Genomic DNA, 23,278 nt, shown 5'->3' on the forward strand with positions numbered 1-23,278 from the left:
TGTGTGTTTGGGTAGATGAAGGAGAATATTATTCAAGAGAAGTCATTTCTCTTTGCGGTTAGAGTAGTCAATTTATATAAATACCTAACTGATACAAAAAAGGAGTTTGTTTTAAGTAAACAACTTTTAAGATCGGGGACTTCAATTGGAGCAAACATTGAAGAGTCGATTGGAGGACGTTCTGATAAAGAGTTTCTGTTTAAGCTTGAGATTTCATATAAAGAAGCCAGAGAAACGATTTATTGGTTGAAATTATTGAAAGCAACAGATTATATTTCTGCAAATGAGTTCGAAAGTGTTCATAAAGAAGCAGAAGAAATATGTAAAATATTAGCGAAAATTATAATAACCTTAAAAGGGAAAACGTGATGGAATTAGAAACTTTATATGTTAGATTTTTAATTTTTAATTCTCAATTTTTAATTTATAAAGTATGAGGTTAGTAGTACTTGGTGGAGGAGAAAGTGGCGTTGGAACGGCTATTCTCGGAAAAAAACAAGGATATGAGGTTTTCGTATCTGATTTTGGAAAAATAAAGGAGAGCTATAAAGAAGTTCTTATCATTAATAAAATTGCTTGGGAAGAAGAAAAACATACCGAAGACCTGATTTTAAATGCCGACGTGGTTATGAAAAGTCCGGGAATTCCAGAGAAATCTCCCATAGTACAAAAACTGATCGCTGCCGGAATTAAAGTAATTTCGGAAATTGAGTTCGCTAAACCTTTTACAGAGGCATTGACTATCGGGATTACAGGTAGTAACGGTAAAACCACCACTACGATGTTAACGCATCACTTGTTAAAGTCGGCCGGTTTGAATGTAGGTTTGGGAGGAAACATCGGAAAAAGTTTTGCCTGGCAGGTTGCCGAAAATAAATACGATGCTTATGTGCTTGAATTAAGTAGTTTTCAGCTCGACGGAATAATAAATTACAGGCCGGATATTGCCATAATTACGAATATCAGTCCGGATCATTTAGACCGGTACGAATATAAATATCAAAAGTATATCGATTCAAAGTTTCGAATAACAATGAATCAGACCGAAAGCGATTATCTTATTTACGATGCAGATGATGAGGCAATTGCAGAATGGTTAAAAAACAACACAACAAAAGCAAAATTAATTCCTTTTTCATTGACTGAAAAATTTGATGAAGGGGCTTCTATAAATAACAACAAAATGGAAATAAAGATCAACCAAGAAGAGTTTACAATGGAAACAGAATACATTGCGTTAGAAGGAAAACATAACATGAAAAACGCAATGGCAGCAAGCTCTGTAGCGAAATTGATGCAAATTAGAAACGCAACAATCCGCGAAAGTTTATCTAATTTTCAAGGTGTTGAACACCGTTTAGAAAAAGTTCTAAAAATTCAGAATGTACAATACATCAACGATTCAAAAGCAACAAATGTAAACGCTACTTTCTTTGCTTTAGACAGCATGAATGTGCCAACCGTTTGGATTGTTGGAGGTGTTGATAAAGGAAACGATTACAACGAATTGATGTCATTGGTTCGTGAAAAAGTAAAAGCTATTATTTGTCTTGGAGTTGATAATCATAAAATCATCAATGCTTTCGGAAATGTAGTAGATATCATGGTCGAAGTAAATAACATGAACGATGCGGTGAAAACGGCACAGCGTTTAACAGAAAAAGGCGATGCTGTTTTATTGTCTCCAGCCTGCGCAAGTTTCGATTTGTTCGAAAACTACGAAGATCGCGGAAAACAATTCAAACAAGCAGTACATAACTTGTAAAAAATAGTCTCAAGTTTCAGGTTTCACGTTATGTGGGAACCTGAAACCTGAAACAAGAAAAACCTGAAACTAAAAACATGAAGGAATTAGTAAACAAATTAAAAGGAGATAGGGTAATATGGTCATTCGTGGCTTTATTGGCGTTGTTTTCGTTTATGCCTGTTTTTAGTGCGAGTAGTAATTTGGCTTATATAGGTCACGGAACCGGTAACACACTTGGGTATCTGGTAAAACATTTGGCTCACATTTGTATTGGTTTCCTTATTATTTATTGGGTACACAGGATTCCGTATCATTATTTTAGAGCAATTTCAAAAATAGCATTGCCAGTAGTTTGGTTCTTGCTTTTGTACACATTGTTAAAGGGAACTGTAATTGCGGGAGCAAATGCAAGTCGTTGGATTCAGGTACCATTTATTGGTATTACGTTTCAAACCTCGACTTTCGCGGCTAGTATATTGTTTATTTATGTTGCGCGTTATTTGTCAAAAACAAGAGAAGAAAATGAGCCGTTTCAAACGTCATTAATACAGCTTTGGTTACCTGTTTTTATAACATTAGCGTTGATATTACCAGCTAACTTTTCGACCACAGCGTTGATATTTTCGATGGTAATTATGTTGACGTTTATTGGTAGGTATCCGCTAAAGTATATTGGTTTTATCATTGGTTCAGGAATCGGAATGTTGTTGTTTTTCCTTTTGGTGGCGAAAGCTTTTCCGGATTCTAGATTCTTCAGCAGGGTATCCACTTGGGAAAGTCGTATTATGAACTTTACCACAGATAAGCCGGATGAAGACGATTACCAAATCGAAAAAGCAAAAATTGCAATTGCATCAGGAAAACTGGGCGGATTAGGACCGGGGAAAAGTGTTCAGAAAAACTTTTTACCACAATCATCTTCAGATTTTATTTATGCGATTATTGTCGAAGAATATGGTTTGGTTGGCGGAGTAGCTATTTTGGTTTTATACTTATTACTGTTGTTCAGGTTTGTAATTGCATCGCACAAAGCCAATACGCTATTTGGGAAGTTAGTCGTCGTCGGGTTAGGTTTTCCGATGATATTTCAGGCGATGATTAATATGGCGGTTGCAGTAGAATTATTACCGGTAACCGGACAAACTCTTCCGCTGATTAGTAGTGGAGGTAGTTCCATCTGGATGACGTGTTTCTCTCTTGGCATTATCATTAGCGTAACGAAAAAAGAAGAAGAAATCGCAGAAGAACAGGAAGAAAAAGAAAGAAGAAAAGAAGCGCTTCAGCGATTAATTGATAAAGAACTGGCCGAAGAAGATTTGGTTCATAATGAAAAAGAACCAGTTTATGAAGAAGAAGGGATGTATTCGATAGAAGATAATTCCAGAAATCCGATGAATGCAGTTTTGAATAAGTAAAAAAAAGAATACAAATAGGTTTTTAAAGCGAATAACTTTTAAAAATATGACAAATTATAAATTCATATTAAGTGGTGGCGGAACAGGAGGGCATATCTATCCTGCAATTGCTATTGCTAATGAATTAAAAACGCAATTCCCTGATGCTGAGTTTCTTTTTGTAGGAGCTCAGGACAAAATGGAAATGCAAAAAGTGCCTCAGGCTGGTTATGAAATCAAAGGACTCTGGATTGCGGGTTTGCAAAGAAAATTAACCTTGCAAAATTTGATGTTTCCGCTAAAATTGGCAACAAGTTTGCTAGAGTCAAGACGAATTATAAAACAGTTCAGACCTAATGTAGTTATAGGAACAGGCGGTTTTGCAAGTGGGCCTTTATTACAAGCAGCGGGAGGAGCAGGAATACCAACGGTGATTCAGGAGCAAAATTCATTTCCGGGAATTACCAATAAATTGTTGAGCAAAAAGGCCAATGCAATTTGTGTAGCGTATGGGAATTTAGAGCGATTTTTTCCTAAAGAAAAAATGGTTTTAACAGGAAATCCGGTTCGTCAGGATTTAATCGATATCGAAAGCAAACGTGATGAAGCAATCGCTTTTTATGGTTTAGATCCTAATAAAAAAACATTATTGGTTTTGGGCGGAAGCTTAGGTGCAAGAAGAGTCAACCAGTTAATCGAGAAAGAATTGCAAAATATGCTTTCACAAGATGTTCAGATTATCTGGCAATGCGGAAAGTTATATTTTGAAGAGTATAAAAAACACAATCAGCAGCACGTAAGGGTAGTTGATTTTATCGAAAGAATGGATTTTGTGTATGCTGCGGCAGATGTGATTGTATCGCGAGCAGGAGCATCATCAGTATCAGAATTATGTATTGTTGGGAAACCGGTAATTTTTATTCCATCACCAAATGTAGCCGAAGACCATCAAACTAAAAATGCGCAGGCAATAGTAGATGCAAAAGGAGCGATTTTGTTGAAAGAATCAGAATTAGACAGTCAGTTTAGTATTGTTTTTGAAGCTTTGATGAAAGATCATGGAAAACAAAAACAATTGAGTGATAATATCAAAAAGCTGGCAATGCCAAATGCAACGAAAGTGATTGTGGATCAAATTAAAAAGTTGTTATAATATAACTTTTTAAGAAAATTATAGAACATAATTAAAAAATTAGAACGCTATTTTTAAGCGTTTTGAGTTATTAAGATAAGAAAAGTACAAAGGTCTAATTACTAGTTTTTTATAAAATAAAACAAACTGTAAATAGCTCAAAAACAAAGTAAAAATGAATTTAAATCAAATACAAAACGTTTATTTTATTGGCATTGGAGGCATCGGAATGAGTGCGCTGGCCCGTTATTTTAAAAATATCGGGAAACAGGTTTCTGGTTACGACAAAACGCCATCGATGTTAACGAGCGAGTTGATTGAAAGCGGTATTGATATTCATTTTGAAGATAATATTAGTCTGATTCCTTCTGACTATTTTGTTGAAAATACGTTGGTGATTTTTACGCCTGCGGTTCCCAGTACACATTCTGAATGGCATTATTTTATCGAAAGAAATTACGAAATTAAAAAACGTGCCGAAGTTTTGGGAATTATTACCAAAGACACTTTTAGTTTTGCTGTTGCCGGAACACACGGAAAAACAACAACATCAAGTATTTTAGGGCATATTTTATATGAAAGCGGAGCAGATGTTACTGCTTTTGTGGGCGGAATTGTAGAGAATTACAATTCGAACCTAATTGGGAACGGTAAAACGGTAACCGTTGTAGAAGCAGATGAATTTGATCGTTCGTTTTTGCATTTGCATCCCAATATTGCCTGTATTACTTCGATGGATGCAGATCATTTGGATATTTACGGAACAAGTGAAGCAATCGAGGCTTCGTTTGTAGAATTTGCGTCGAAAGTAGAAGATAAGAATAACTTGTTTATAACAAAAGAATTGCCTCTTGAAGGAGTGCAGTGTGCTATAAATGAAGATGCTGTATATAAAGCTTTCAATGTTCGTATAGAAGACGGAAGCTATGTTTTTGATGTTCAGACACCATCAGAAATCATGAAAGATTTACATTTTGGATTGCCAGGAAAACATAATTTAATGAATGGATTAATGGCTATTGCAATGGCTAAGACGTTTGGCACCCCGACCGACTCAATTGCAAAAGCCATTGCTTCGTTTAACGGAATCAGAAGACGTTTTTCGTACCAGATTAAGTCGGATAAATTAGTTTATATAGATGATTATGCACATCATCCAACAGAAATAAATGCTGTACATCAGGCAGTAAGAGAGTTGTATCCAAATCGTAAAGTGCTGGCCATTTTTCAGCCTCATTTATTTAGCAGAACAAGAGATTTTGCTGATGGATTTGCAGAAAGTTTATCTCGATTTGATGAAGTGTTTTTGATGGATATTTACCCTGCACGTGAGTTGCCGATGGAAGGGATTACATCGGACTGGCTGTTAGGGAAAATGACAAATTCGAACAAAAAAATTGTTGCAAAAAATGATTTATTAGCGGAAATCAAAGCCAGTGATGCGCCAATAATTGTAACAATAGGAGCTGGTGATATTGGAGAAATGGTTCCGTCAATCAAAAAAATGCTAAATGAAAATATTTAATTGGACAAATATTCGATTAATTCTCATTTTAGGGCTTGTTTTATTTTTATATTCTTTTGCTCAACATCGAAATGGGGATCGAAAATTAAAAAAATCGATGGTGGTTTTTGTAGGAGAAAATACGCTTTTTGTGAAGCCGGAAACGGTTAATAAATTGTTGATAGAAAATAAAAGAGACGCTTCCAGTATCCGAAAAGATGAGTTAGATTTGAATAAGATTGAGAAAAACCTTGATACGCAAGAGATGATTGAGAAGTCAGACGTTTTTGTAAGTATCGATGGGGTTCTAAAAGCAGTAGTAAAACAGAAGACACCAATAGCAAGAGTTTATGATGGTGACGCTTCTTTTTATATTGACTATGAGGGTAATAAAATGCCTTTGTCAGACAATTATACTGCTCGGGTTCCACTTGTTTCTGGGGCAATAAATAAAAAAAATAACGAAGATTTAGCTACTTTATTTCGCACAATTTATGACGATGCGTTTTTGAGAAAAAACATCATTGCAATTCAAATTATGCCGAATGGTAGCTTAAAAATGTTTAATAGAAATTATAATTACTTCATCGATTTTGGCAGAACGATGAATGTTCATAAGAAATTTAATAACTATAAAGCCTTTTTTCAAAAAGCGGTTTTAGATAGTTCGTTATATAAATACAGTAAGATTGACCTTAGGTTTACGGAACAAGTAGTTTGCACAAAATAATAGAAAATGGAAAAAGATAACATTGCAGTAGGTCTAGATATTGGAACGACAAAGATAGTTGCCATGATCGGCAAGAAGAATGAGTATGGAAAGTTGGAAATTTTGGGTATTGGAAAATCCAAAAGTTTAGGAGTTGCGAGAGGAGTTGTAAACAACATTACGCAAACTATCCAGTCCATTCAGCAAGCAATACTTGAGGCGGAAAACAATTCAGGTTATAAAATAAAAGATGTTGTTGTGGGTATCGCAGGACAACACATCAGAAGTATACAGCATACAGATTACATCAGCCGTAATAATCCGGAAGAAGTAATTGGAGAAAAAGACATTCAGCTTTTGATTGACCAGGTAAACAAACTGGCCATGTTACCGGGAGAAGAAATTATTCACGTTTTGCCGCAGGAATTTAAAATCGACGGACAGTCTGAGATAAAAGAACCAATAGGAATGTACGGTGGAAGATTAGAATCTAGTTTTCACGTTGTAGTTGGACAAGCTTCTTCAATCAGAAATGTTGGAAGATGTATTCAGAGTTCAGGAATTGAATTGTCTGGATTAACATTAGAACCATTAGCTTCGGCAGATGCTGTTTTAAGTCAGGAAGAAAAAGAAGCAGGTGTAGCCTTAATTGATATCGGTGGCGGAACAACAGATTTGGCCATTTTTAAAGATGGAATTATTCGTCATACAGCAGTGATCCCTTTTGGAGGAAATGTCATTACAGATGATATCAAAGAAGGTTGTTCGATTATCGAAAAACAAGCAGAACTTTTAAAAATAAAATTCGGATCAGCCTGGCCGGGAGAAAATAAAGACAACGAGATTGTTTCTATTCCGGGTTTAAGAGGCAGAGAACCAAAAGAGATTTCGCTTAAAAACCTATCTAAAATTATTCATGCCCGTGTGGTAGAAATTGTAGAGCAGGTTTTTGCAGAAATTAAAGCTTATGGACACGAAGATCCTCGTAAAAAATTAATTGCAGGAATTGTTCTTACCGGTGGTGGAGCTCAACTAAAACACATCAAACAATTAGTAGAGTATATTACAGGTATGGATACCAGAATTGGATATCCAAATGAGCATTTAGCAGGAAATTCAAGCGAAGAAATTTCTAGTCCGTTATTTGCTACTGCAGTTGGTTTAGTAATGAACAGTATCGAAAATAGCACGCAAAGTGCTGTTAGAATGGAGATTGTAAATGAGCAGCCAAAAGTGATTTACAGAAATGTTCCTCCGCAAGTGCAACAACCTGTACAACAACGATACGAAGTAGAAGAAAACTACGTTGAAAGAGTAGAAACTATCGAAGAATCAAGAGAAGTAAGAGGTACTGCAACTAAGGAAGAATCCACTGAAACAAAAATTAGAAGATCATTTTTTGACCGATATGTCGATAAAATCAAAGATTTTTTAGACAACGCAGAATAAATAATAAGAGAAAAGGAATTACTATTGGCCCCAAGTCAAGAAGTAAAAAATGTATTAAATAAGAATTTCAAAAACCAAAAAGATGATGAGCAACTCAGAATTTGGAAGTATTTCATTTGATTTACCAAAAAACCAATCAAATGTTATCAAAGTAATAGGTGTAGGTGGAGGTGGTAGTAATGCTATCAACCATATGTTTAAACAAGGTATTAAAGGCGTTGATTTCATCGTTTGTAATACTGATTCACAGGCACTACAAAACAGTTCGGTACCCAACAAAATTCAGTTAGGTATGAACTTAACAGAAGGTCTTGGAGCAGGAGCAAATCCTGATGTAGGACAGCAATCTGCTATTGAAAGTATCGCTGATATCGAGAAAATGTTAGACCGTGGTACTAAAATGGTATTTATTACCGCTGGTATGGGTGGTGGTACAGGTACTGGTGCAGCTCCGGTAATTGCTCAATTGGCCAAAGAAAGAGAAATACTTACCGTTGGTATCGTTACTATTCCTTTTCAGTTTGAAGGAAAAGTGCGTCAGGAACAAGCGCTTTTAGGAATCGAAAAATTGCGCAAGCAAGTCGATTCGCTAATTGTAATTAATAATAATAAATTAAGAGAAGTATACGGAAATCTTGGTTTTAAAGCAGGATTTTCTAAAGCGGATGAAGTTTTGGCAACAGCCTCAAGAGGTATTGCTGAAGTAATTACGCACCACTATACTCAAAATATCGATTTACGTGATGCTAAAACTGTTTTATCAAACAGCGGAACAGCTATCATGGGATCTTCTGTTGCAGCGGGTGAAAACAGAGCCAAAGAAGCTATTGTTTCAGCATTAGATTCTCCGTTGTTAAACGACAACAAAATTACAGGAGCCAAAAACGTATTGTTGCTTATCGTTTCTGGATCAAACGAAATTACATTGGATGAGATTGGAGAAATCAATGATCACATTCAGGTAGAAGCAGGTCATAATGCTAATATTATCATGGGAGTTGGTGAAGACGAAACTCTTGGTGATGCTATTGCCGTGACTATTATTGCAACAGGTTTTGATGTTGAACAACAAAATGAAATTGTAAATACAGAGCCTAAAAAAATTATTCATACGCTGGAAGATGAGCAAAGAAGTGTTCATAATTTAAGCAATAAATCAGTTACTTCTTTTGATGTAAATGCAGAAACACCTACTGCAAAATCTGAAGAGAAAATTGTTTTTGATTTAATGGATGATGAAGATACTGAAATGCCATTTACAGCTACGCATGTTGCTCCAGTTGAAGTTGCTCCAATTGAAGTTGCACCAGTTGCTGTTACTCCGTCAATGAATGTTGCAGGTAATCCACCAATGAATGTTGTAGGTAATCCATCAACGAATGCAACAAGCAATCCATCGATGAATAAGGAAGAATTAGTGGTGATGTCTGAGTTTATCAAAAACCTTGACGTAACTTTCGAAATTGTTTCACCTATTACAGATATTGATTTTACTATTACGACTCCTGAGACTCAAACTTTTCAGGATGTAAAACCAGTTCAGCAAGTTCAACAAAGAACTTTTGAAAGAGAAGAGCAAACCACTTTCTCATTCGATTTACCTCTTTTTAGATCAGAGCCAGAAGTTAAAAAAGAACCGGTTGCAGAACAGGAAAATAAAATTTTATTCGAATTATCGAATGAGACCCGTAACATAAAAGTAAATGATCCGGTTCAGTTTGTTCCGGTAACAGAACTCTCAGAAAAAGGAATCATCAAATATTCTTTGGAAGAGTATATGGAGGTTGAAAATGAGTTAGTAGCATCAAAACCTGTGGATAAAGTGGTAGAAGATGTAATTCCTGCGGAATTAAATATCACTATGAAGCAAAAAAATGATTTTGCAAGTGAAGCTCATTTTACAACAACTTCAGAGGTTTCTCCGATGGAATTGACAATTGAGGAAACTTTACGTTTGAGAGCTGAAGAAAGAAGAAAGAAACTAAAAGAATTTAATTATAAATTCCATAATAATGTTTCCAGAATTGATGAACTTGAAAAGGAGCCTGCTTATAAAAGATTAGGTATCGATTTATCAAATAATCAATCAAATAATAACAATTCGAGAATATCAGTTGGAACAGATAGTAACAACGATTTGCAGTTGCGTTCAAACAATTCATTTTTGCACGACAACGTAGATTAAGTTTATAATCCTAATAATTAAGATAGCCCGAAAATTGGATTTAATTTTCGGGTTATTTTTTTTATCTTCGCACAGAATTTAAAATTTGACTTCTTTACTTAACTTTTAAAGTTAATTTTGTTGTCAGTTCAGGCGTTGGTCGGGAACAACTTTCAAATATATCAATTATAGGTTAGTACCTATTTAAATAAAAAATAAGATGAGTTTACAAGCATTAATCATGGACGAGATTAAAACCGCCATGAGAGCAAAAGATACAGTGGCATTAGAGGCATTAAGAGCTATTAAATCTGAAATGTTATTAGCTGCAACAGCATCAGGATCTAAAGAAGAATTAACAGAAGACGATGAAGTTAAATTACTTCAGAGATTAGTTAAAACCCGTAAAGAAAGTGCTCGTATTTTTACAGAGCAAAACCGTCCTGATTTAGCAGAGCCGGAATTGGCTCAGGTTGCTGTAATCGAGAAATTTTTACCTGCACAATTAAGTGAAGAAGAAGTAGAAGCTGTAATTGCCAAAATTATCGCTGAAACCGGAGCTTCAGGAATTGCTTCAATGGGTAAAGTTATGGGATTAGCTTCTGCACAATTAGGTGGAACTGCTGAAGGAAAAACTATTTCTGCAATCGTTAAGAAATTATTAGTTTAAAAATATTAGATTTTAGAGTTCAGATTTTAGATTTCATTCAATAATCTAAAATCTAAACTCAACAATCTGCAATCAAAAGACCACGTAGTTCAACTGGATAGAATATCAGATTTCGGCTCTGAGGGTTGGGGGTTCGAACCCCTCCGTGGTCACTAAATAATAATAAAAGCCTGCAAAATTTATATTTTGCAGGCTTTTTTGTTCAATAAATTTGGTTCGATTATTACTTTGATATTTGTTAAGCTTAATATTTAAAAAATAGTTTAATGTTAAGCTATTTTTAAAATTTGTGGTTTTTATAGTTGTTTTATTTCCATATTCTATGTTCGCATGTAAAATCGAGTATCTTTACCCGCAACTGTAATAAAGAATATCTGGATTATCGAATAGTTTTCCTTTTCATAAATCAAAATTCGTGTTGGAATTTTAAAGTTATAAATAAACAAAATTTCCTTAATAAATTATAATCATTACTAGTGCCAATTCCTTTTAGGGTTTTTATTAGTTTTTGGACTCAACCTTAATCGTAATAACATATGACATTAATATCCAAAGAAAAATTTTCTGAAGCTGCCGGCCTTTCTAAAATTCCTATTCCCGGATTAAGCTCTTATTTAATGAAAGTAATGAAAATTAATAATTTAAATACTATTGTAAAAGAGGGAGGTGATCTTGAGGGCGCAGATTTTGCTAATTACGTTTTAAATAGAATTGGAGTCAAGGTCCAATTTGATGATACAGAATTACTAAACATTCCTGGCGAAGGTGCTTTTATTGTTATTGCAAATCATCCTTATGGCGGTATCGAATCGTTAGCTTTATTAAGTACAATTGCTAAAAGACGTCCTGATACTATGTATATGGGTAATTTTTTATTAAAGGAAATTCCAAATCTTGCAAAATGTATTATTGCTGTTAATCCATTTGAGAATGTACAAAATTCTGCGAGCATTACGGGATTAAAAATGACACTGAAAGCATTAAGTGAAGGTATTCCTGTTGCAATTTTTCCTGCGGGAGAAGTTTCATCTTATGATTTTAAGACAAGTGAGATCACAGATCCGGAGTGGCATCCTGTAGTAGGCAAGGTTATTAGTAAAGCAAATGTGCCTATTCTACCTATCTATTTTCATGGAAATAATGGTTTTTTCTTTAGTATGCTAAAGTCAATTCATCCTATGCTGCAAACTTCAAAACTAATTTCTGAGCTCTTTAATAAACAAGGACATGCGCTAAAAATGACTATTGGAAAAACAATATTTTTAACTGAGGTAAGTAGCAAAGCTTCAGATCCTTTACTATTGAAAAATCTTAGAAATAAATTGTACGCTCTTAAAAACCAATTGCATAATTAGTACAAAAAATTGAATATTAATAAGGAGGTGATGGTTTTTTTGATTTTTAAGAGCTTTTCTTTGGCTTTTTTACCAGAAAGTAAAGTGCTGCAAGAAAAACAATTATATAAAGAACTGCAAGTGCTGGTTTCTCAAATTTTAGGCTTTCAAAGTCAAACTGTTTATATAATGTTACTCCTAAAATGATTACAACAACCATCAAAGGAAACGATAATGATTTTTTATTTTCCATTTTATTAATGTTTTACAATTAGATCAATATATTTCTGTTACAACTTTTTCACAATTAATTCGTTGCAATTAATTCGTTGCAATAAATTTAGTGAAAATACTGTAAATATAGTTATACTGATTTTTTGGGAAATTACAACAACTTCTGCACTTCCAATTCTGCAATAATTTGCTTTTTCATTATAGTATGAACATAATCTTTTGCCTCAGCATAAGAGATGGAATATTTACGCGGAATATCTTGTAAATGGGTAGGGAAGTTTGCTAGTAATTTATCGTAATAAAGATCTAATTCGCTTTCGTTGGGCATTTCGAATTGTAAGCGCAATTGAAATCGTCGCAATAAAGCGGTGTCAATAGTGTGGTAATGATTGGTAGCACAAATGAGCAAACTATCAGCGGGTAAATAATCAATCAACTGAATAATTGTGTTTACCAGGCGTCTCATTTCGCCAACGTCTTTATCATCGCTGTCACGGCTTTTACCAATCTGGTCGAACTCGTCTAAAAATAATACAGCCTTTTCTCTAATCGCTTTATCGAAAATTGCTTTTACATTTTTTGAAGTTTCACCAATTCGCGCATTGATTAAAGTACTTAGATTGATGATTACGATATTTTTGTTTAAAGCAGTCGCAATAGCTTTTGCCGTGGTTGTTTTGCCACAGCCGGAATGACCATGAAGTAATATTTTGTTATCTACTTTAAGATTATACTTTTTTAATTCGTCAAGATATTGATGCTCTTTGATGGTTTGATGTAAGGCGGCTTTGTTTTCTTCGCTAAAAAGTAAATCGGCTAAAGCTATTTTTTCGGTATCGTTTACGGTAAGTTCGTATAGATTCATCTCAATTTTTATTTGATGCAAAATTAGATTTTATTCTGCAATATTTTCATTCCATATCTCTTTTCCTAAAAATCGGTTTCCAAAAATCGAAGTGCCAATTCTCACCATATTAGATCCTTCGGCAATAGCCATTTCCAAATCCTGCGACATTCCCATAGAAAGTTTTAGTTCGCTTATTCCTTCTATTTTTGCTTTATAAATTTCATCCCTGATTTCTCGGAGTAATCTTAACGAAGGCTGCATTTTTTCTTTTTCGACATCTAATAAACCAATCGTCATCAAACCTTTTATTTTTAAAGTCCCGTAATGGTTCATTTCACGAATAAAAGAAATTACTTCATCAGGTTTAAGCCCAAATTTACTTTCTTCGAATGAAGTATTCACTTGTATAAAAACATCCAAATTTCTTCGTTCTTTTTGTAATTGTTTGTCGAGTTCCTGTGCAAGATTCAGTCGGTCAAGTGATTGTATACAAGAAACATATTTTAAGACATCTTTTATTTTGTTGGTTTGAAGATGACCAATAAAATGGCGTTCTATGTTTAATTCTTTTAAGTTAGGATCTTTATCCCGTAATTCCTGCATTTTGTTTTCACCAATTAAATTTTCACCGGCTTCGATTGCAATCCTGATTTTATCTGCAGGAACCGTTTTGGTAGCCAGTAATAATTGTACGTCAAGAGGATTCCTGCCTGAAAGTTTACACGTAGCTTCGATTCGATCATGAACCTCTTTTAAATTGGAAATTATCATCTCTTTCATTTGGCAAAATTAAGATTTGCCCCGATTAAAGCTGCGATCCAGTTTTTTGTATTTAAAGTAGTCCAGTTTTTATTTTGTTTTTAAAATTATAACCAGACCAGTAATAGGTAATAAATACGAAAACTGGATGATGCAGCATCTTAGTAACAGCAGTAAATTTGTTCTATCAAAAAACATCAATTATTTAATAGTATATAATATGAAAGTAGCAGTATGGGATACTTATGTAACCCGAAAAGACGGAAAAATTATGCATTTTGATATTCTGGTAGATGAGAATACAAATGATGCAAATGCAATTTTTGAATTTGGTAAAAGTTATTTAAAAACAGTTTCGCAAGAAGGTCAGCCTTTAACTTCAAAAGAATGCAGGTTTTGCCACATAGATAAAGCTCCTGCCGAAGTAGAAAACCAAATTCGTAAAAATGGTTTTTCTATTATCGAAATGGAAAATTGCAATTAATTATTCTGCCAAAATAGAACAGAAGTGATGATAGACTGAAAGTGTTTTTACTTTTTCAGTCTTTTTTATAAGTACTCTGAAAGTGCTATAATTCCCTGTTCCATTTGTTGTTCTGTCAGCGATGCATAACCTAATCTAAATCCGGAGGCAGAATTGGTACAACTAAAATTTTCAGGATTCATAATTTTAATGCCTTTAGCCAATAATTGCTGGCAAACAAACGGTAAGTCAATTGTAGCATTTGGAACTATCCAAAAAGCCAAGCCTCCTTCTGGTTTAGTAAAAGTAATTTTATCTTTGAGATGCTGTTTACAGAGACTTTCAAAATAATCTCTTTTTGCTTTATAAATCAAGTTAGTTTTTTTAAGATGCCTTTTGATGATGCCTTCATTGATAAGATGCAATACCGCTTCTTCCATAATATTATCACCTTGCACATCGATTATTTTTCGATGTTCTCCTACCTTCTCAATTCTTTCAGGCGTACTTACCAAATAACCAATTCGCAATGCCGGAGCTACAATTTTGCTTAAAGTGCCAATGTAAATAAAGTTTTGTGCACTTTCATAACTCGAAATAGGTAAAATTGGGCGCTGACCAAAATGAAATTCATGATCATAATCGTCCTCGATAATCGTAAAACCGTATTTATTGGATAATTCGATAAGCTTTAATCTTTTTTTAAGGCTCATTGTTACCGTCGTCGGAAATTGATGGTGAGGCGTAACGTATATGGCTTTTATAGCGTTATATTTTTTCAGGTATTCTTCGACTTCTTCCAAATTCAAACCATCCGGAGTAATGCTTACCGGCAGTAAAGCTGCGCCGGCATTTTCAAAAGCTTTCCATGCCGGCTGATAACCCGGATTTTCGATCATAACAAAGTCTCCTTTCGAGAATAAAGAATGTGCTGCCAAATACATTGCCATTTGGCTGCCGCGCGTAATACAAATTTGATCGAGTGAAATATTCATTCCTCTTTTAAAATTCAGCATTTGGGCAATTGCTTTTCTAAATTCAGTATTCCCAAATTCATTGCTGTAGCCCATGATTTGCCAACGCGATTTCCTGTTGAATATTTCTCTGTAAGCACGCGCCAGATCTGTCATAGGAGCAAGGCGGCTATCAGGGAGACCGTCATCAAAAACAAGATGCGGTTTTATCTCTTCCTCAGTTGTATTTGCTTTTTGTTGCTGTTTTTTTTCGAGTCCACTTTCAGGTAATACATCAGCCACAAAGGTTCCTTTTCGATCCATTGTAATCAGCCATCCTTCGGCAGTCAAAATATCAAGGGCTTCAATTACGGTGTTGCGATTTACATGAAGTAAAACCGCTAACTGCCTGCTTCCTGGCAAAGCATTGCCACTGGATAATTTGCCTGATTTTATAGCATTGATGATCGCATCGGCAATTTGCAGATAAAGTGCCGTATTCGATTTTTTGTCTAACTGAATTTCCAATGACCAAGGTCGTAACATCTGGACTAGTTTTTTATATTAAAACTATATTATATTAATAGACCAAAGTTAGGTTTTTTTGTGAAGCAAATAAAATCTGATTAATACATGAAAAAGATCTATTTTTTAATTCATTGCCAACGATTTTATTCTTCCAATATTTTTTCAGTATCAATGGCATTCTTTTCCTGATAAAGCATTTCACCCGTCATACCACTATCTCCTAATGCACGCCCTTTTATTAACCAGGCAATCCCGAAAGCAAAGAGAGATAATGCTTCGAGAACCAAAGTCGAATATTCAAATCGCTCTAGTTTCTCAGATATGGGTACCAAAACAACAAATAGGATAATTGAATAACCACAAGTTCTGTAAATATTATTTTCGTTCAGGATGCTTTTTGGAGTTCTGGTTTCGTTTTTTTGTCCTATCGTAAAAACATTAATGGCGAGTAAGGCCATTATGAGGAATAAAAGAGCAGCAAAACCATAATGAAGCCAGCCGAGCCATTCCTGATTAGAAGAAATGAGCGTGTAAATTTTTGGGTTTATCTCCTGTTTTTCAGGATTGGTAGGGAAAAAAGCAACGCCCAAAGCCATGATTCCGGCAATATTTGTGAGTAAATTATCGTTTTTCCAAATCGAAACATTTCCATGACCTTTATATCGAATTAAAAATAAACCAACAGCACATAAAGTTCCGGTAAAAAACTCTCGTAAATGAGTATAATAGTAATGACTGATAGAAGGCTGAATGGGAGTTTGAAAGTAAGAAATCAAAGATAGCCCCACTAAAAGTATCGGAAGACTTATACCAAGATAGCCAATGGCGCGCCTGATTCTTCTGTATGTGAAAACATCATAACTTTCAATTTTAATTTCATTATTGATATCAATTTTCATTTTTTTTGATGTATTGATTTGACAATGATAAAGTTAATTTAAAATTGTAAAGGAACGTAAAAGATGAAAAGTATGTTTTTTCATTGCGATTTCTTTGATAAAGTAATTTTTTTTTCAGGAGCTAATCCTGCGCCCGAAGCTTTGGGCAATACCATTTAGTGAAGCTTTTAAAAAAATAAATTAATCTCGCAAAGGCGCTAAGACGCAAAGTTTAAAGAAAAGATTGCGTAAAAATCATTGTAAATATTGTCAGAGTGAAGCGAAGTCCAAGTCCTTATTAATAAAATCTATTGATAAAAGGGATTTTTATAGTAATTAAAACCCTATTTTGAATTACTACTCACTTAAAGGATTATAATTCTGATATCTTGTATGAACTTCTAAATCCTTTACGTATTCTTTTTTTAGCGTTTTTCTGTTTCCTTTTTTGTCAATGATATAAATTTCACGTTGGTTCTCCTCTAAGGAAACGCCGGCAAACTCTCTTAAACTATCTTTTTCTATTTTTAAAAATACGGTTGAACTTCCGCCATAAACCAACCAGGCATCAACACAGTTTAAAAGTTCGTTATATTGTAAGTTAGGATAATGATCGGAGTTTTTCATCAGAATAAATTCCTTTTTTGACGGATCAAAAATGAGCAGTTTTCTTATTTCATTCGCGCCTCTTGCAGCAACTGAAGATTGAAAAGTAAGATCATTAAATCCGTCGTTATTGAAATCTGCAAGTTCAGGATCACAATTTGTTATGCCATCTTTCAGGTATTCCAGTTTTTGTTTGATCTGCCATTTGCTGTTTCTTTTTTCGAAAAGATGAATTGCAACATAAGTGCTGTCATCAGATCTAAATTGGTCAACGGTTAATTTAAATTTTCCCTTGATTCCAACCTGAGTACTATCTGTAAAGGTTTCTTCTAAAACAGTTTTAGTAGAATCTCTTTTGGTTTCAGGTTTAATAATTTCTTTTTTTGCGGTAGCTTTTTTAGAAAGAAGCGAGGTTTGTTCTTTGCTTTTTTGAGCACAGCTTGCTATCAAAAGTAATAAGACCAGAAGTATTGATTTTGTCATTATTGGTTCGCTTTTTTAGAAAATAAATTTTCAACAACCCAAGCCGGACCAATCATCAGGAACTGAAGATCTTTTAAGAATGATGGTTTTTTGCCTTCGATATTATGTCCGTAAAATTGACCAATCCATGCGATCACAAAAACGCCTATCGAAAACATCCATAAAGCAACAAATTGGCCTATATAATAATTTACGACCAAACATATTGCTGATAAAATAGCAATTTTAAAAGCCATAGAAACCGATAAGCGAATATAGAAAATGAGTACAAAAATGAGCACTACAGCAGCCCAATTTTCGATAATAGGTGCATTTAGTTTTAGTGTATTGGCAATAAAACTACTCGGAATACTCATTAACAATCCCACTATAGAAAAGTAAATCGCAGGAACACATATAAAATGTATCGCTTTGTTTTTTGGATTTTGATGACTTACGGCATATTCATCAAACCATTGTTGTAATGTTCTCATTGTTTTGGTTTTGAGGTTAGTTGCGTAAATCTAATGAAATTTCTTTTTGGTTGATCGATTTATGAATTTGACTTAAAAATAATAAAGCCATTATTCGTGAGTTTTCAGGAGCTAATCCCGCTATCCGTTTCAAACGAAGTTCACTCACGCAGGAAGGATCACACAAGAAGCTCGACAATCTTTGTCATAGCACGCGGATGATACGGATTTGCTTCGCAAAAACGCGGATTTACACAGATTTTTTGTTTTGTTCATCCTTGACGCAGGAAGGATCTTACAAGAAGCTCGACAAAGATTGCGGGAATTTATCATGAAAACGAGTGCCCTAGCCCTGATAGAAGCGGTATCCTTTTATGTTGGGGTTCACCATAAAAGATACAAGTGGATAGCAGGATTAGCTCCTAAATATTGACAGGCGTATTGGCATATTCAAAAACATTATCCCACAATTCATCGATCGTAATAAGAGCTTTGTCTAGCGGAATCACATGCCATTTTCCGTTGGTTTCTATGCCAAGGCCTATGTTTTTTAGTTTCAGTAAAGCATCTTTTACATTAAAATCAAGATCGGTGTTGAGCTTTGTCGAGAACCAGGATTCTATTTGGTTGTCGAGTTCTTCTGCGGTTAAAGGTTTTTCGCTTTGGTATAAAAAAGTATAGGCCAAAATGGTTTCTTTGAGTACTTCTTCTTCGGATGAATTTAATAGCGAATAAAAGGCGCCGCTGTTGTTCCCGAGATTCTTAAAATAAAGACTGTCTGAAAGTATTTTTGAGTATTTGATTTTCTTGTTTACAAAATTGCTGTACTGGCGAAACAGATATAAGGACAAAACGCCAAGAGCAATTAAACCCTGATTTAGCGAAGCTTTGCTGTTGAGTAAATCAATCGTTTCGCCGGATTGATATGCTGCATACATACCAATTAAGGCTGGAATTACGGTGGTACTTAATAACGAAATTCCGCCGCCAATTCCCGGAACCCAAAAGAACAATTTATCCTTTGTAGACATTCTTGGAATGGCATTGGGAAAAATCGTTTCGAGATCGTTTTTAGGAACACGCTTAAAGATTTTTAAGGCGATTGTTCCGGGATCAATAGGCATTTTACCCAATTTGACTTTGTTTTCGCTTAGATATTCTTTCTCGTTATAGTTAAGGTAAATAAGTACACGATCGTAGTATTCGATTTCGATTTCTTTTTTCCAGAAGATATATTTTTTTACTTTTTCTTTTGCCTGATGATGACCGCGAACGTACAATTCGTAATCTTTGAAAGCATTAAAATCTATGGAAAGATTCAGGCCTATTAAATCCGAATCCTTAAAGGCTTTGTCCAAAGTTTCCTGATCAATACGGCGATAGTTACCCTGGTCTAAAACTTTTAGAAGGGTTTGTTTGAAAACAGAAAAATCACTTTTGCCTAAAAATGCCTGACGTTCTTTGAGACTTAAATCCGGATCGAATAAGGCGTAGTTTTGCTTTAGGTTTCGGTTGAGATTAAAGGCTTCATAATGAAAATAGTGTTCTATGATATCAAATAATTTTTTGAAATCTTCGACTTTTTTTTGATCATCAGAGAAAGCGGCGATTTGTTGTTCGAGTAAGAATTCCTTGTTAAAGGGAATGTAATGTTCTCGCTTCATACATTTTTTGGACTTAAATTTAGGAGTATTTCTAAAACGCAAAAATACCATCGTAAATTTGATTTCTAAACGCATTTTATATTAAAATTTAGTTATTTTCTTTTGAAAGGTTCAATGACGGTAATGACATGGATATCACACAACAATTCCGGCAGAATTTTGCAAATAATACACTACATATTATCGTAAATTTGAAAGGATCTGGTGTTGAATAACTTAAGAATTTGAAACTGAAAATAAAAAAAAATACGCTAATACATATCTAAATGGAAAATATACCTACTTCTAAAACTCAGAATTTTGCTCGAATATTTTTAGGAATTTTTATGATTATGGCCGCCATTGGCCATTTTACTTACCAGCGGGAAGATTTTCAGGCGCAGGTTCCTAATTGGGTTCCGATGGATAAAGATCTGGTTGTGATACTCTCCGGAATTGTCGAAATGGCTATAGGACTTGCCCTGGTATTTATGACCAATCATAAAGTGAAACTCGGAATTTTTCTGGCTATTTTTTATGTAATGGTTTTTCCGGGAAATATTGCACAATATCTCAACGGAATTGATGCTCTGGGCATGAACACAGATCAGGCGCGATTGATCAGATTATTTTTTCAGCCGGTTTTAATTTTATGGGCTTTATGGTCTACTGGGGCAATAGATTTTTTTAAGGGACTAAGACGCTAAGGTTTTTAGAAAAGATACTAAGATGCTGAGTTGCTAAGGGACTAAGGTTTTTTTAGAAAGTTAAAGAAGGCAAACTTTCGAATTTGGAATTTATCCTGAAGATTTTGGATTGGAATTTTTTTCTGTTTTGGAATTTGGAATTTTTTAATTGGAATTTCTTTTCCCAATACTATCATCATTATAGCCAGAGCCATTTCTATTAGCCTACCTTACCAAAAAAAGGATGGGGATAGAAGACAAAGTTAGACAGGTTGAAGCATTATTTGAGCGACTTGAAACTGAAATTGCTGCTTTTCAGTCAGAAACTCATTTGTATTGTAGTGCGGGCTGTGGCAAATGCTGTACGACACCTAATATTGATGCTTCGCCTCTGGAATTTTTGCCTTGGGCATTTCATTTGTTTTTGAATGGCAAAGCCGAGGAAACCTTAGCGCTTTTAAATCAGACTAATACTCATAATTGTCTGATATACCGTCCGCTTTCTGTTTTAGAACATAAAGGCAATTGCGGCAATTATCGCTACCGCGGCTTGGTATGCCGACTTTTTGGCTATGCGGCAAATACTGATAAATACGGAAAGCTACGTCTTGCTACCTGTAAAATTATAAAAGAACAACAACAGGAAAATTTTATCGCAGCAGAAGAAGCTATTAATAACGGGAAATATGTTCCAATTTTTACTGATTATTATATGCGACTGGCACAAATAGACCTTAGAATGGGTGTTATTTTAGTACCCATAAACCAGGCGCTCAAAATAGCAATCGAAGAAGTTTTACATTACTATGCCTATAGGCCACTACCAGACGGACTTGGAAATATTGCTTAGTTCTATGGAAAGTTATAAAACAGATAAATTAGAAATTTGGAATACATTCTGATTTTTTTATATTTTAAAATTTAGAATTTATATTTTCAATTTCTTAAAATCACACTGCCATTGTGTTTGTTCGTGGTGCATAATTAAAGCTCGTTTCATTTTATAATTTGAAACATAATTTGTCACTAAAAATTGATTTATTTCCTTTTAACCTTATAATTTTATAATACTTTATACTGCCTAAAATTGATAAAGAAAATGATCTATAAAAAATAGAATGATCTGTAACAGTACTCATCGCAATGAAATTTATTGAAGAAGAAAGAAAAACTTAACTTTTAAGAATTTTCAAATCATTTTTTTAATTGCCCCGTAAAGTAGCTTAACCTGTAGTGTTTTTAATTTTACTTTATTTAATTTAAAAAAAATCATTCTATGTCGCTCCCTAACGAATTGTATAACGCAAAATTTGCTGAATATATAGAATCTATTAAGATAATGTATTTGGTAGACGATCGATTTAAACTGATTTGTGATGATTATTGTATTAGTAAAATAAATGCCGAAAAATTTCGAAAAAAAATAGAAAGGGATTTTCAGCATCAGCTCAGGCATGAAAACTTATCTAAAGAATTAGAAGATGAGATTTTGATTTACATTATCAAAAATCTTTAAATGAGCTCTATCCTGATTTATTTTCTAAATACGATTCCAAAAGTTGTAGTGTTTCGCTATCCAGTCTCCAAAATGCACGTCTGTTTTTATTAAGGCCAAAGCGTCTGAAATTTTTAGAATTTAGATTAAAAGGAAGCTCTTTATACAAACTGGCTATAACTTGATACATCCTTTCTTCGTTTGATGAATAAGGCAGAATCATATAAAGGTCTACAAACAATTTACCGGAATCAATGATATAGTTTATTTGTGCATTCTCGGTTACTGTTGTACCGTAATGATAAAATTGTAATAAAGTAAAATGAAACAGAGGTAGAACTTCATTTTTATTTACTTTGAGAAATTCTAAAATATCTAAAATATTTTTAGAAGAACTTTCCCAACGTATCGAAGTCTTAATGTATTCGTTACCTGAATTTTCCCATTTATGTACTGGTAATCCCAGAAAAATATTCATTTTTGAAATCGTTTGCTGTGCCAGTATTAACTCTTGTTCATTATCTTTTTTAAAGAAAATTTCTAGCTGTGTATTTCCGCACTGATATCCTGCAAAATTTTTTTCGAAAGTATCAATTACTTTTTTAAGCCCACAAACGATGTCTTTATTTTTTACATAATGTCCAAGCGAATTTGATTTTGGGAGTGTATAAACAAAAAAGGATGAATTTGTGTTCATTTCTTCAAGGTTAAAAGATTGCATTAAACGAAAAATTTTAAAGTTTTATTTTTAAAGATTCACCGCAAACAGCTTAGTGATTGGAGGTGCACTTTGCATGTCTTTGCAGCGGTGAATAGGCAGTTATAATAAGAAACTTTAAAAATGAGACTAATAATTAGAGTTTAAACCATTTTTTTTAGTTCTGGTGAATTATTGTATTATTTTCTTTTTTATGTTTTATTATTAAAAATTTGAATCATGTCTTTTAGTTTTTTTTCTAATTCTTTGTAATCTGCCTTTATTATATCAGCAGTAATACTATTAGAATTACGGTTTAAACATTGGCGAATGTAAAAAGGAGTATATCCATATTTTTCGACCAAAGCCTTAATCAGGCTCGGATCGTAAGTATATTTTGTGTTTTTTTCCGTACGTTTGTCCATTGCTTAATTTGTTTCTTATTACGTAA

24 protein-coding genes and 1 tRNA gene are annotated in these 23,278 nt (G+C 34.0%); 15 read left to right on the plus strand and 10 right to left on the minus strand.

Going from position 1 to position 23,278, the window contains the following annotated elements:
• Positions 1-15: 15 nt before the first annotated feature.
• The 11 genes from B0M43_RS09210 to B0M43_RS09260 all read left to right on the plus strand — a co-directional run bounded on the left by B0M43_RS09210 (position 16) and on the right by B0M43_RS09260 (position 12,124).
• The gene (locus tag B0M43_RS09210) at positions 16-369 is read left to right on the plus strand and encodes a four helix bundle protein (RefSeq protein ID WP_065452167.1); all 354 of its coding nucleotides are present in this window, start codon (positions 16-18) and stop codon (positions 367-369) included.
• Between the two features lie 64 nt (positions 370-433).
• The gene (murD, locus tag B0M43_RS09215) at positions 434-1,765 is read left to right on the plus strand and encodes a UDP-N-acetylmuramoyl-L-alanine--D-glutamate ligase (RefSeq protein WP_078008595.1); all 1,332 of its coding nucleotides are present in this window, start codon (positions 434-436) and stop codon (positions 1,763-1,765) included.
• A 77-nt stretch (positions 1,766-1,842) separates the two neighbouring features.
• Complete coding sequence (locus B0M43_RS09220) at positions 1,843-3,162, plus strand: FtsW/RodA/SpoVE family cell cycle protein (protein WP_078008594.1); 1,320 nt, start codon at positions 1,843-1,845, stop codon at positions 3,160-3,162.
• A 46-nt stretch (positions 3,163-3,208) separates the two neighbouring features.
• Positions 3,209-4,294 (plus strand): undecaprenyldiphospho-muramoylpentapeptide beta-N-acetylglucosaminyltransferase, encoded by a 1,086-nt coding sequence (gene murG / locus B0M43_RS09225; protein WP_078008593.1) that lies wholly within the window; start codon positions 3,209-3,211, stop codon positions 4,292-4,294.
• Between the two features lie 154 nt (positions 4,295-4,448).
• A complete protein-coding gene (gene murC / locus B0M43_RS09230; RefSeq protein WP_078008592.1) occupies positions 4,449-5,798 on the plus strand; it encodes a UDP-N-acetylmuramate--L-alanine ligase in 1,350 nt (449 codons plus the stop codon).
• Positions 5,785-6,507: a cell division protein FtsQ/DivIB gene (locus B0M43_RS09235; protein WP_078008591.1), complete on the plus strand. Its 723-nt coding sequence runs from the start codon at positions 5,785-5,787 to the stop codon at positions 6,505-6,507. The genes murC and B0M43_RS09235 overlap by 14 nt, the downstream gene beginning before the upstream one ends.
• Positions 6,508-6,513: 6 nt before the next feature.
• The gene (ftsA, locus tag B0M43_RS09240) at positions 6,514-7,935 is read left to right on the plus strand and encodes a cell division protein FtsA (protein ID WP_078008590.1); all 1,422 of its coding nucleotides are present in this window, start codon (positions 6,514-6,516) and stop codon (positions 7,933-7,935) included.
• 82 nt (positions 7,936-8,017) lie between these two features.
• Positions 8,018-10,120, plus strand: coding sequence for a cell division protein FtsZ (gene ftsZ / locus B0M43_RS09245; RefSeq protein WP_078008589.1), 2,103 nt, complete (start codon positions 8,018-8,020; stop codon positions 10,118-10,120).
• A gap of 199 nt (positions 10,121-10,319) precedes the next feature.
• Complete coding sequence (locus B0M43_RS09250; RefSeq protein WP_065452175.1) at positions 10,320-10,769, plus strand: GatB/YqeY domain-containing protein; 450 nt, start codon at positions 10,320-10,322, stop codon at positions 10,767-10,769.
• Between the two features lie 78 nt (positions 10,770-10,847).
• Positions 10,848-10,921, plus strand: a tRNA-Arg gene (locus tag B0M43_RS09255).
• A 384-nt stretch (positions 10,922-11,305) separates the two neighbouring features.
• Complete coding sequence (locus tag B0M43_RS09260) at positions 11,306-12,124, plus strand: hypothetical protein (protein ID WP_078008588.1); 819 nt, start codon at positions 11,306-11,308, stop codon at positions 12,122-12,124.
• Between the two features lie 46 nt (positions 12,125-12,170).
• On the opposite strand, the gene B0M43_RS09265 is transcribed toward B0M43_RS09260, so the two are convergent.
• From B0M43_RS09265 to B0M43_RS09275, 3 genes are all read right to left on the minus strand, one after another.
• Entirely contained in the window at positions 12,171-12,356 is a 186-nt protein-coding gene (locus tag B0M43_RS09265) for a hypothetical protein (protein WP_065452177.1), read from the minus strand.
• Positions 12,357-12,488: 132 nt separating this feature from the next.
• Entirely contained in the window at positions 12,489-13,202 is a 714-nt protein-coding gene (locus B0M43_RS09270; protein WP_078008587.1) for an AAA family ATPase, read from the minus strand.
• A gap of 30 nt (positions 13,203-13,232) precedes the next feature.
• Entirely contained in the window at positions 13,233-13,964 is a 732-nt protein-coding gene (locus B0M43_RS09275; RefSeq protein WP_078008586.1) for a YggS family pyridoxal phosphate-dependent enzyme, read from the minus strand.
• A gap of 199 nt (positions 13,965-14,163) precedes the next feature.
• Here B0M43_RS09275 and B0M43_RS09280 point away from each other — a divergent pair, with 199 nt between their 5' ends.
• Complete coding sequence (locus B0M43_RS09280) at positions 14,164-14,427, plus strand: DUF2024 family protein (protein ID WP_065452180.1); 264 nt, start codon at positions 14,164-14,166, stop codon at positions 14,425-14,427.
• 65 nt (positions 14,428-14,492) lie between these two features.
• Here the strand turns inward: B0M43_RS09280 and B0M43_RS09285 are convergent, their stop codons facing one another.
• From B0M43_RS09285 to B0M43_RS09305, 5 genes are all read right to left on the minus strand, one after another.
• Positions 14,493-15,905, minus strand: coding sequence for a PLP-dependent aminotransferase family protein (locus B0M43_RS09285; RefSeq protein ID WP_078008585.1), 1,413 nt, complete (start codon positions 15,903-15,905; stop codon positions 14,493-14,495).
• Positions 15,906-16,030: 125 nt separating this feature from the next.
• Positions 16,031-16,786 carry a hypothetical protein gene (locus B0M43_RS09290; RefSeq protein WP_078008584.1) on the minus strand — a complete coding sequence of 252 codons (756 nt, stop codon included), beginning with the start codon at positions 16,784-16,786 and terminating at the stop codon, positions 16,031-16,033.
• Between the two features lie 336 nt (positions 16,787-17,122).
• Positions 17,123-17,854 carry a hypothetical protein gene (locus tag B0M43_RS09295; protein ID WP_078008583.1) on the minus strand — a complete coding sequence of 244 codons (732 nt, stop codon included), beginning with the start codon at positions 17,852-17,854 and terminating at the stop codon, positions 17,123-17,125.
• Positions 17,854-18,327: a DUF962 domain-containing protein gene (locus tag B0M43_RS09300; RefSeq protein ID WP_078008582.1), complete on the minus strand. Its 474-nt coding sequence runs from the start codon at positions 18,325-18,327 to the stop codon at positions 17,854-17,856. Before B0M43_RS09300 ends, B0M43_RS09295 begins: the two co-directional genes overlap by 1 nt.
• A 401-nt stretch (positions 18,328-18,728) precedes the next feature.
• On the minus strand, positions 18,729-19,970 hold the full coding sequence (locus B0M43_RS09305; protein ID WP_078008696.1) for a TMEM143 family protein: 1,242 nt from the start codon (positions 19,968-19,970) through the stop codon (positions 18,729-18,731).
• A gap of 266 nt (positions 19,971-20,236) precedes the next feature.
• Here B0M43_RS09305 and B0M43_RS09310 point away from each other — a divergent pair, with 266 nt between their 5' ends.
• From B0M43_RS09310 to B0M43_RS09320, 3 genes are all read left to right on the plus strand, one after another.
• Positions 20,237-20,656 carry a DoxX family membrane protein gene (locus B0M43_RS09310; RefSeq protein ID WP_078008580.1) on the plus strand — a complete coding sequence of 140 codons (420 nt, stop codon included), beginning with the start codon at positions 20,237-20,239 and terminating at the stop codon, positions 20,654-20,656.
• A gap of 223 nt (positions 20,657-20,879) precedes the next feature.
• Complete coding sequence (locus B0M43_RS09315) at positions 20,880-21,485, plus strand: YkgJ family cysteine cluster protein (RefSeq protein ID WP_078008579.1); 606 nt, start codon at positions 20,880-20,882, stop codon at positions 21,483-21,485.
• A 426-nt stretch (positions 21,486-21,911) separates the two neighbouring features.
• A complete protein-coding gene (locus B0M43_RS09320) occupies positions 21,912-22,151 on the plus strand; it encodes a hypothetical protein (RefSeq protein ID WP_078008578.1) in 240 nt (79 codons plus the stop codon).
• Positions 22,152-22,158: 7 nt separating this feature from the next.
• Here B0M43_RS09320 and B0M43_RS09325 read toward each other — a convergent pair whose 3' ends face one another.
• Positions 22,159-22,827, minus strand: a complete 669-nt coding sequence (locus B0M43_RS09325; protein ID WP_123921844.1) for a hypothetical protein — start codon at positions 22,825-22,827, stop codon at positions 22,159-22,161.
• A gap of 212 nt (positions 22,828-23,039) precedes the next feature.
• A complete protein-coding gene (locus B0M43_RS09330) occupies positions 23,040-23,252 on the minus strand; it encodes a hypothetical protein (protein ID WP_078008576.1) in 213 nt (70 codons plus the stop codon).
• Positions 23,253-23,278 lie beyond the last annotated feature (26 nt).

The organism is Flavobacterium sp. KBS0721 (assembly GCF_002007065.3).
GTDB classification, from domain to species: domain Bacteria; phylum Bacteroidota; class Bacteroidia; order Flavobacteriales; family Flavobacteriaceae; genus Flavobacterium; species Flavobacterium piscis.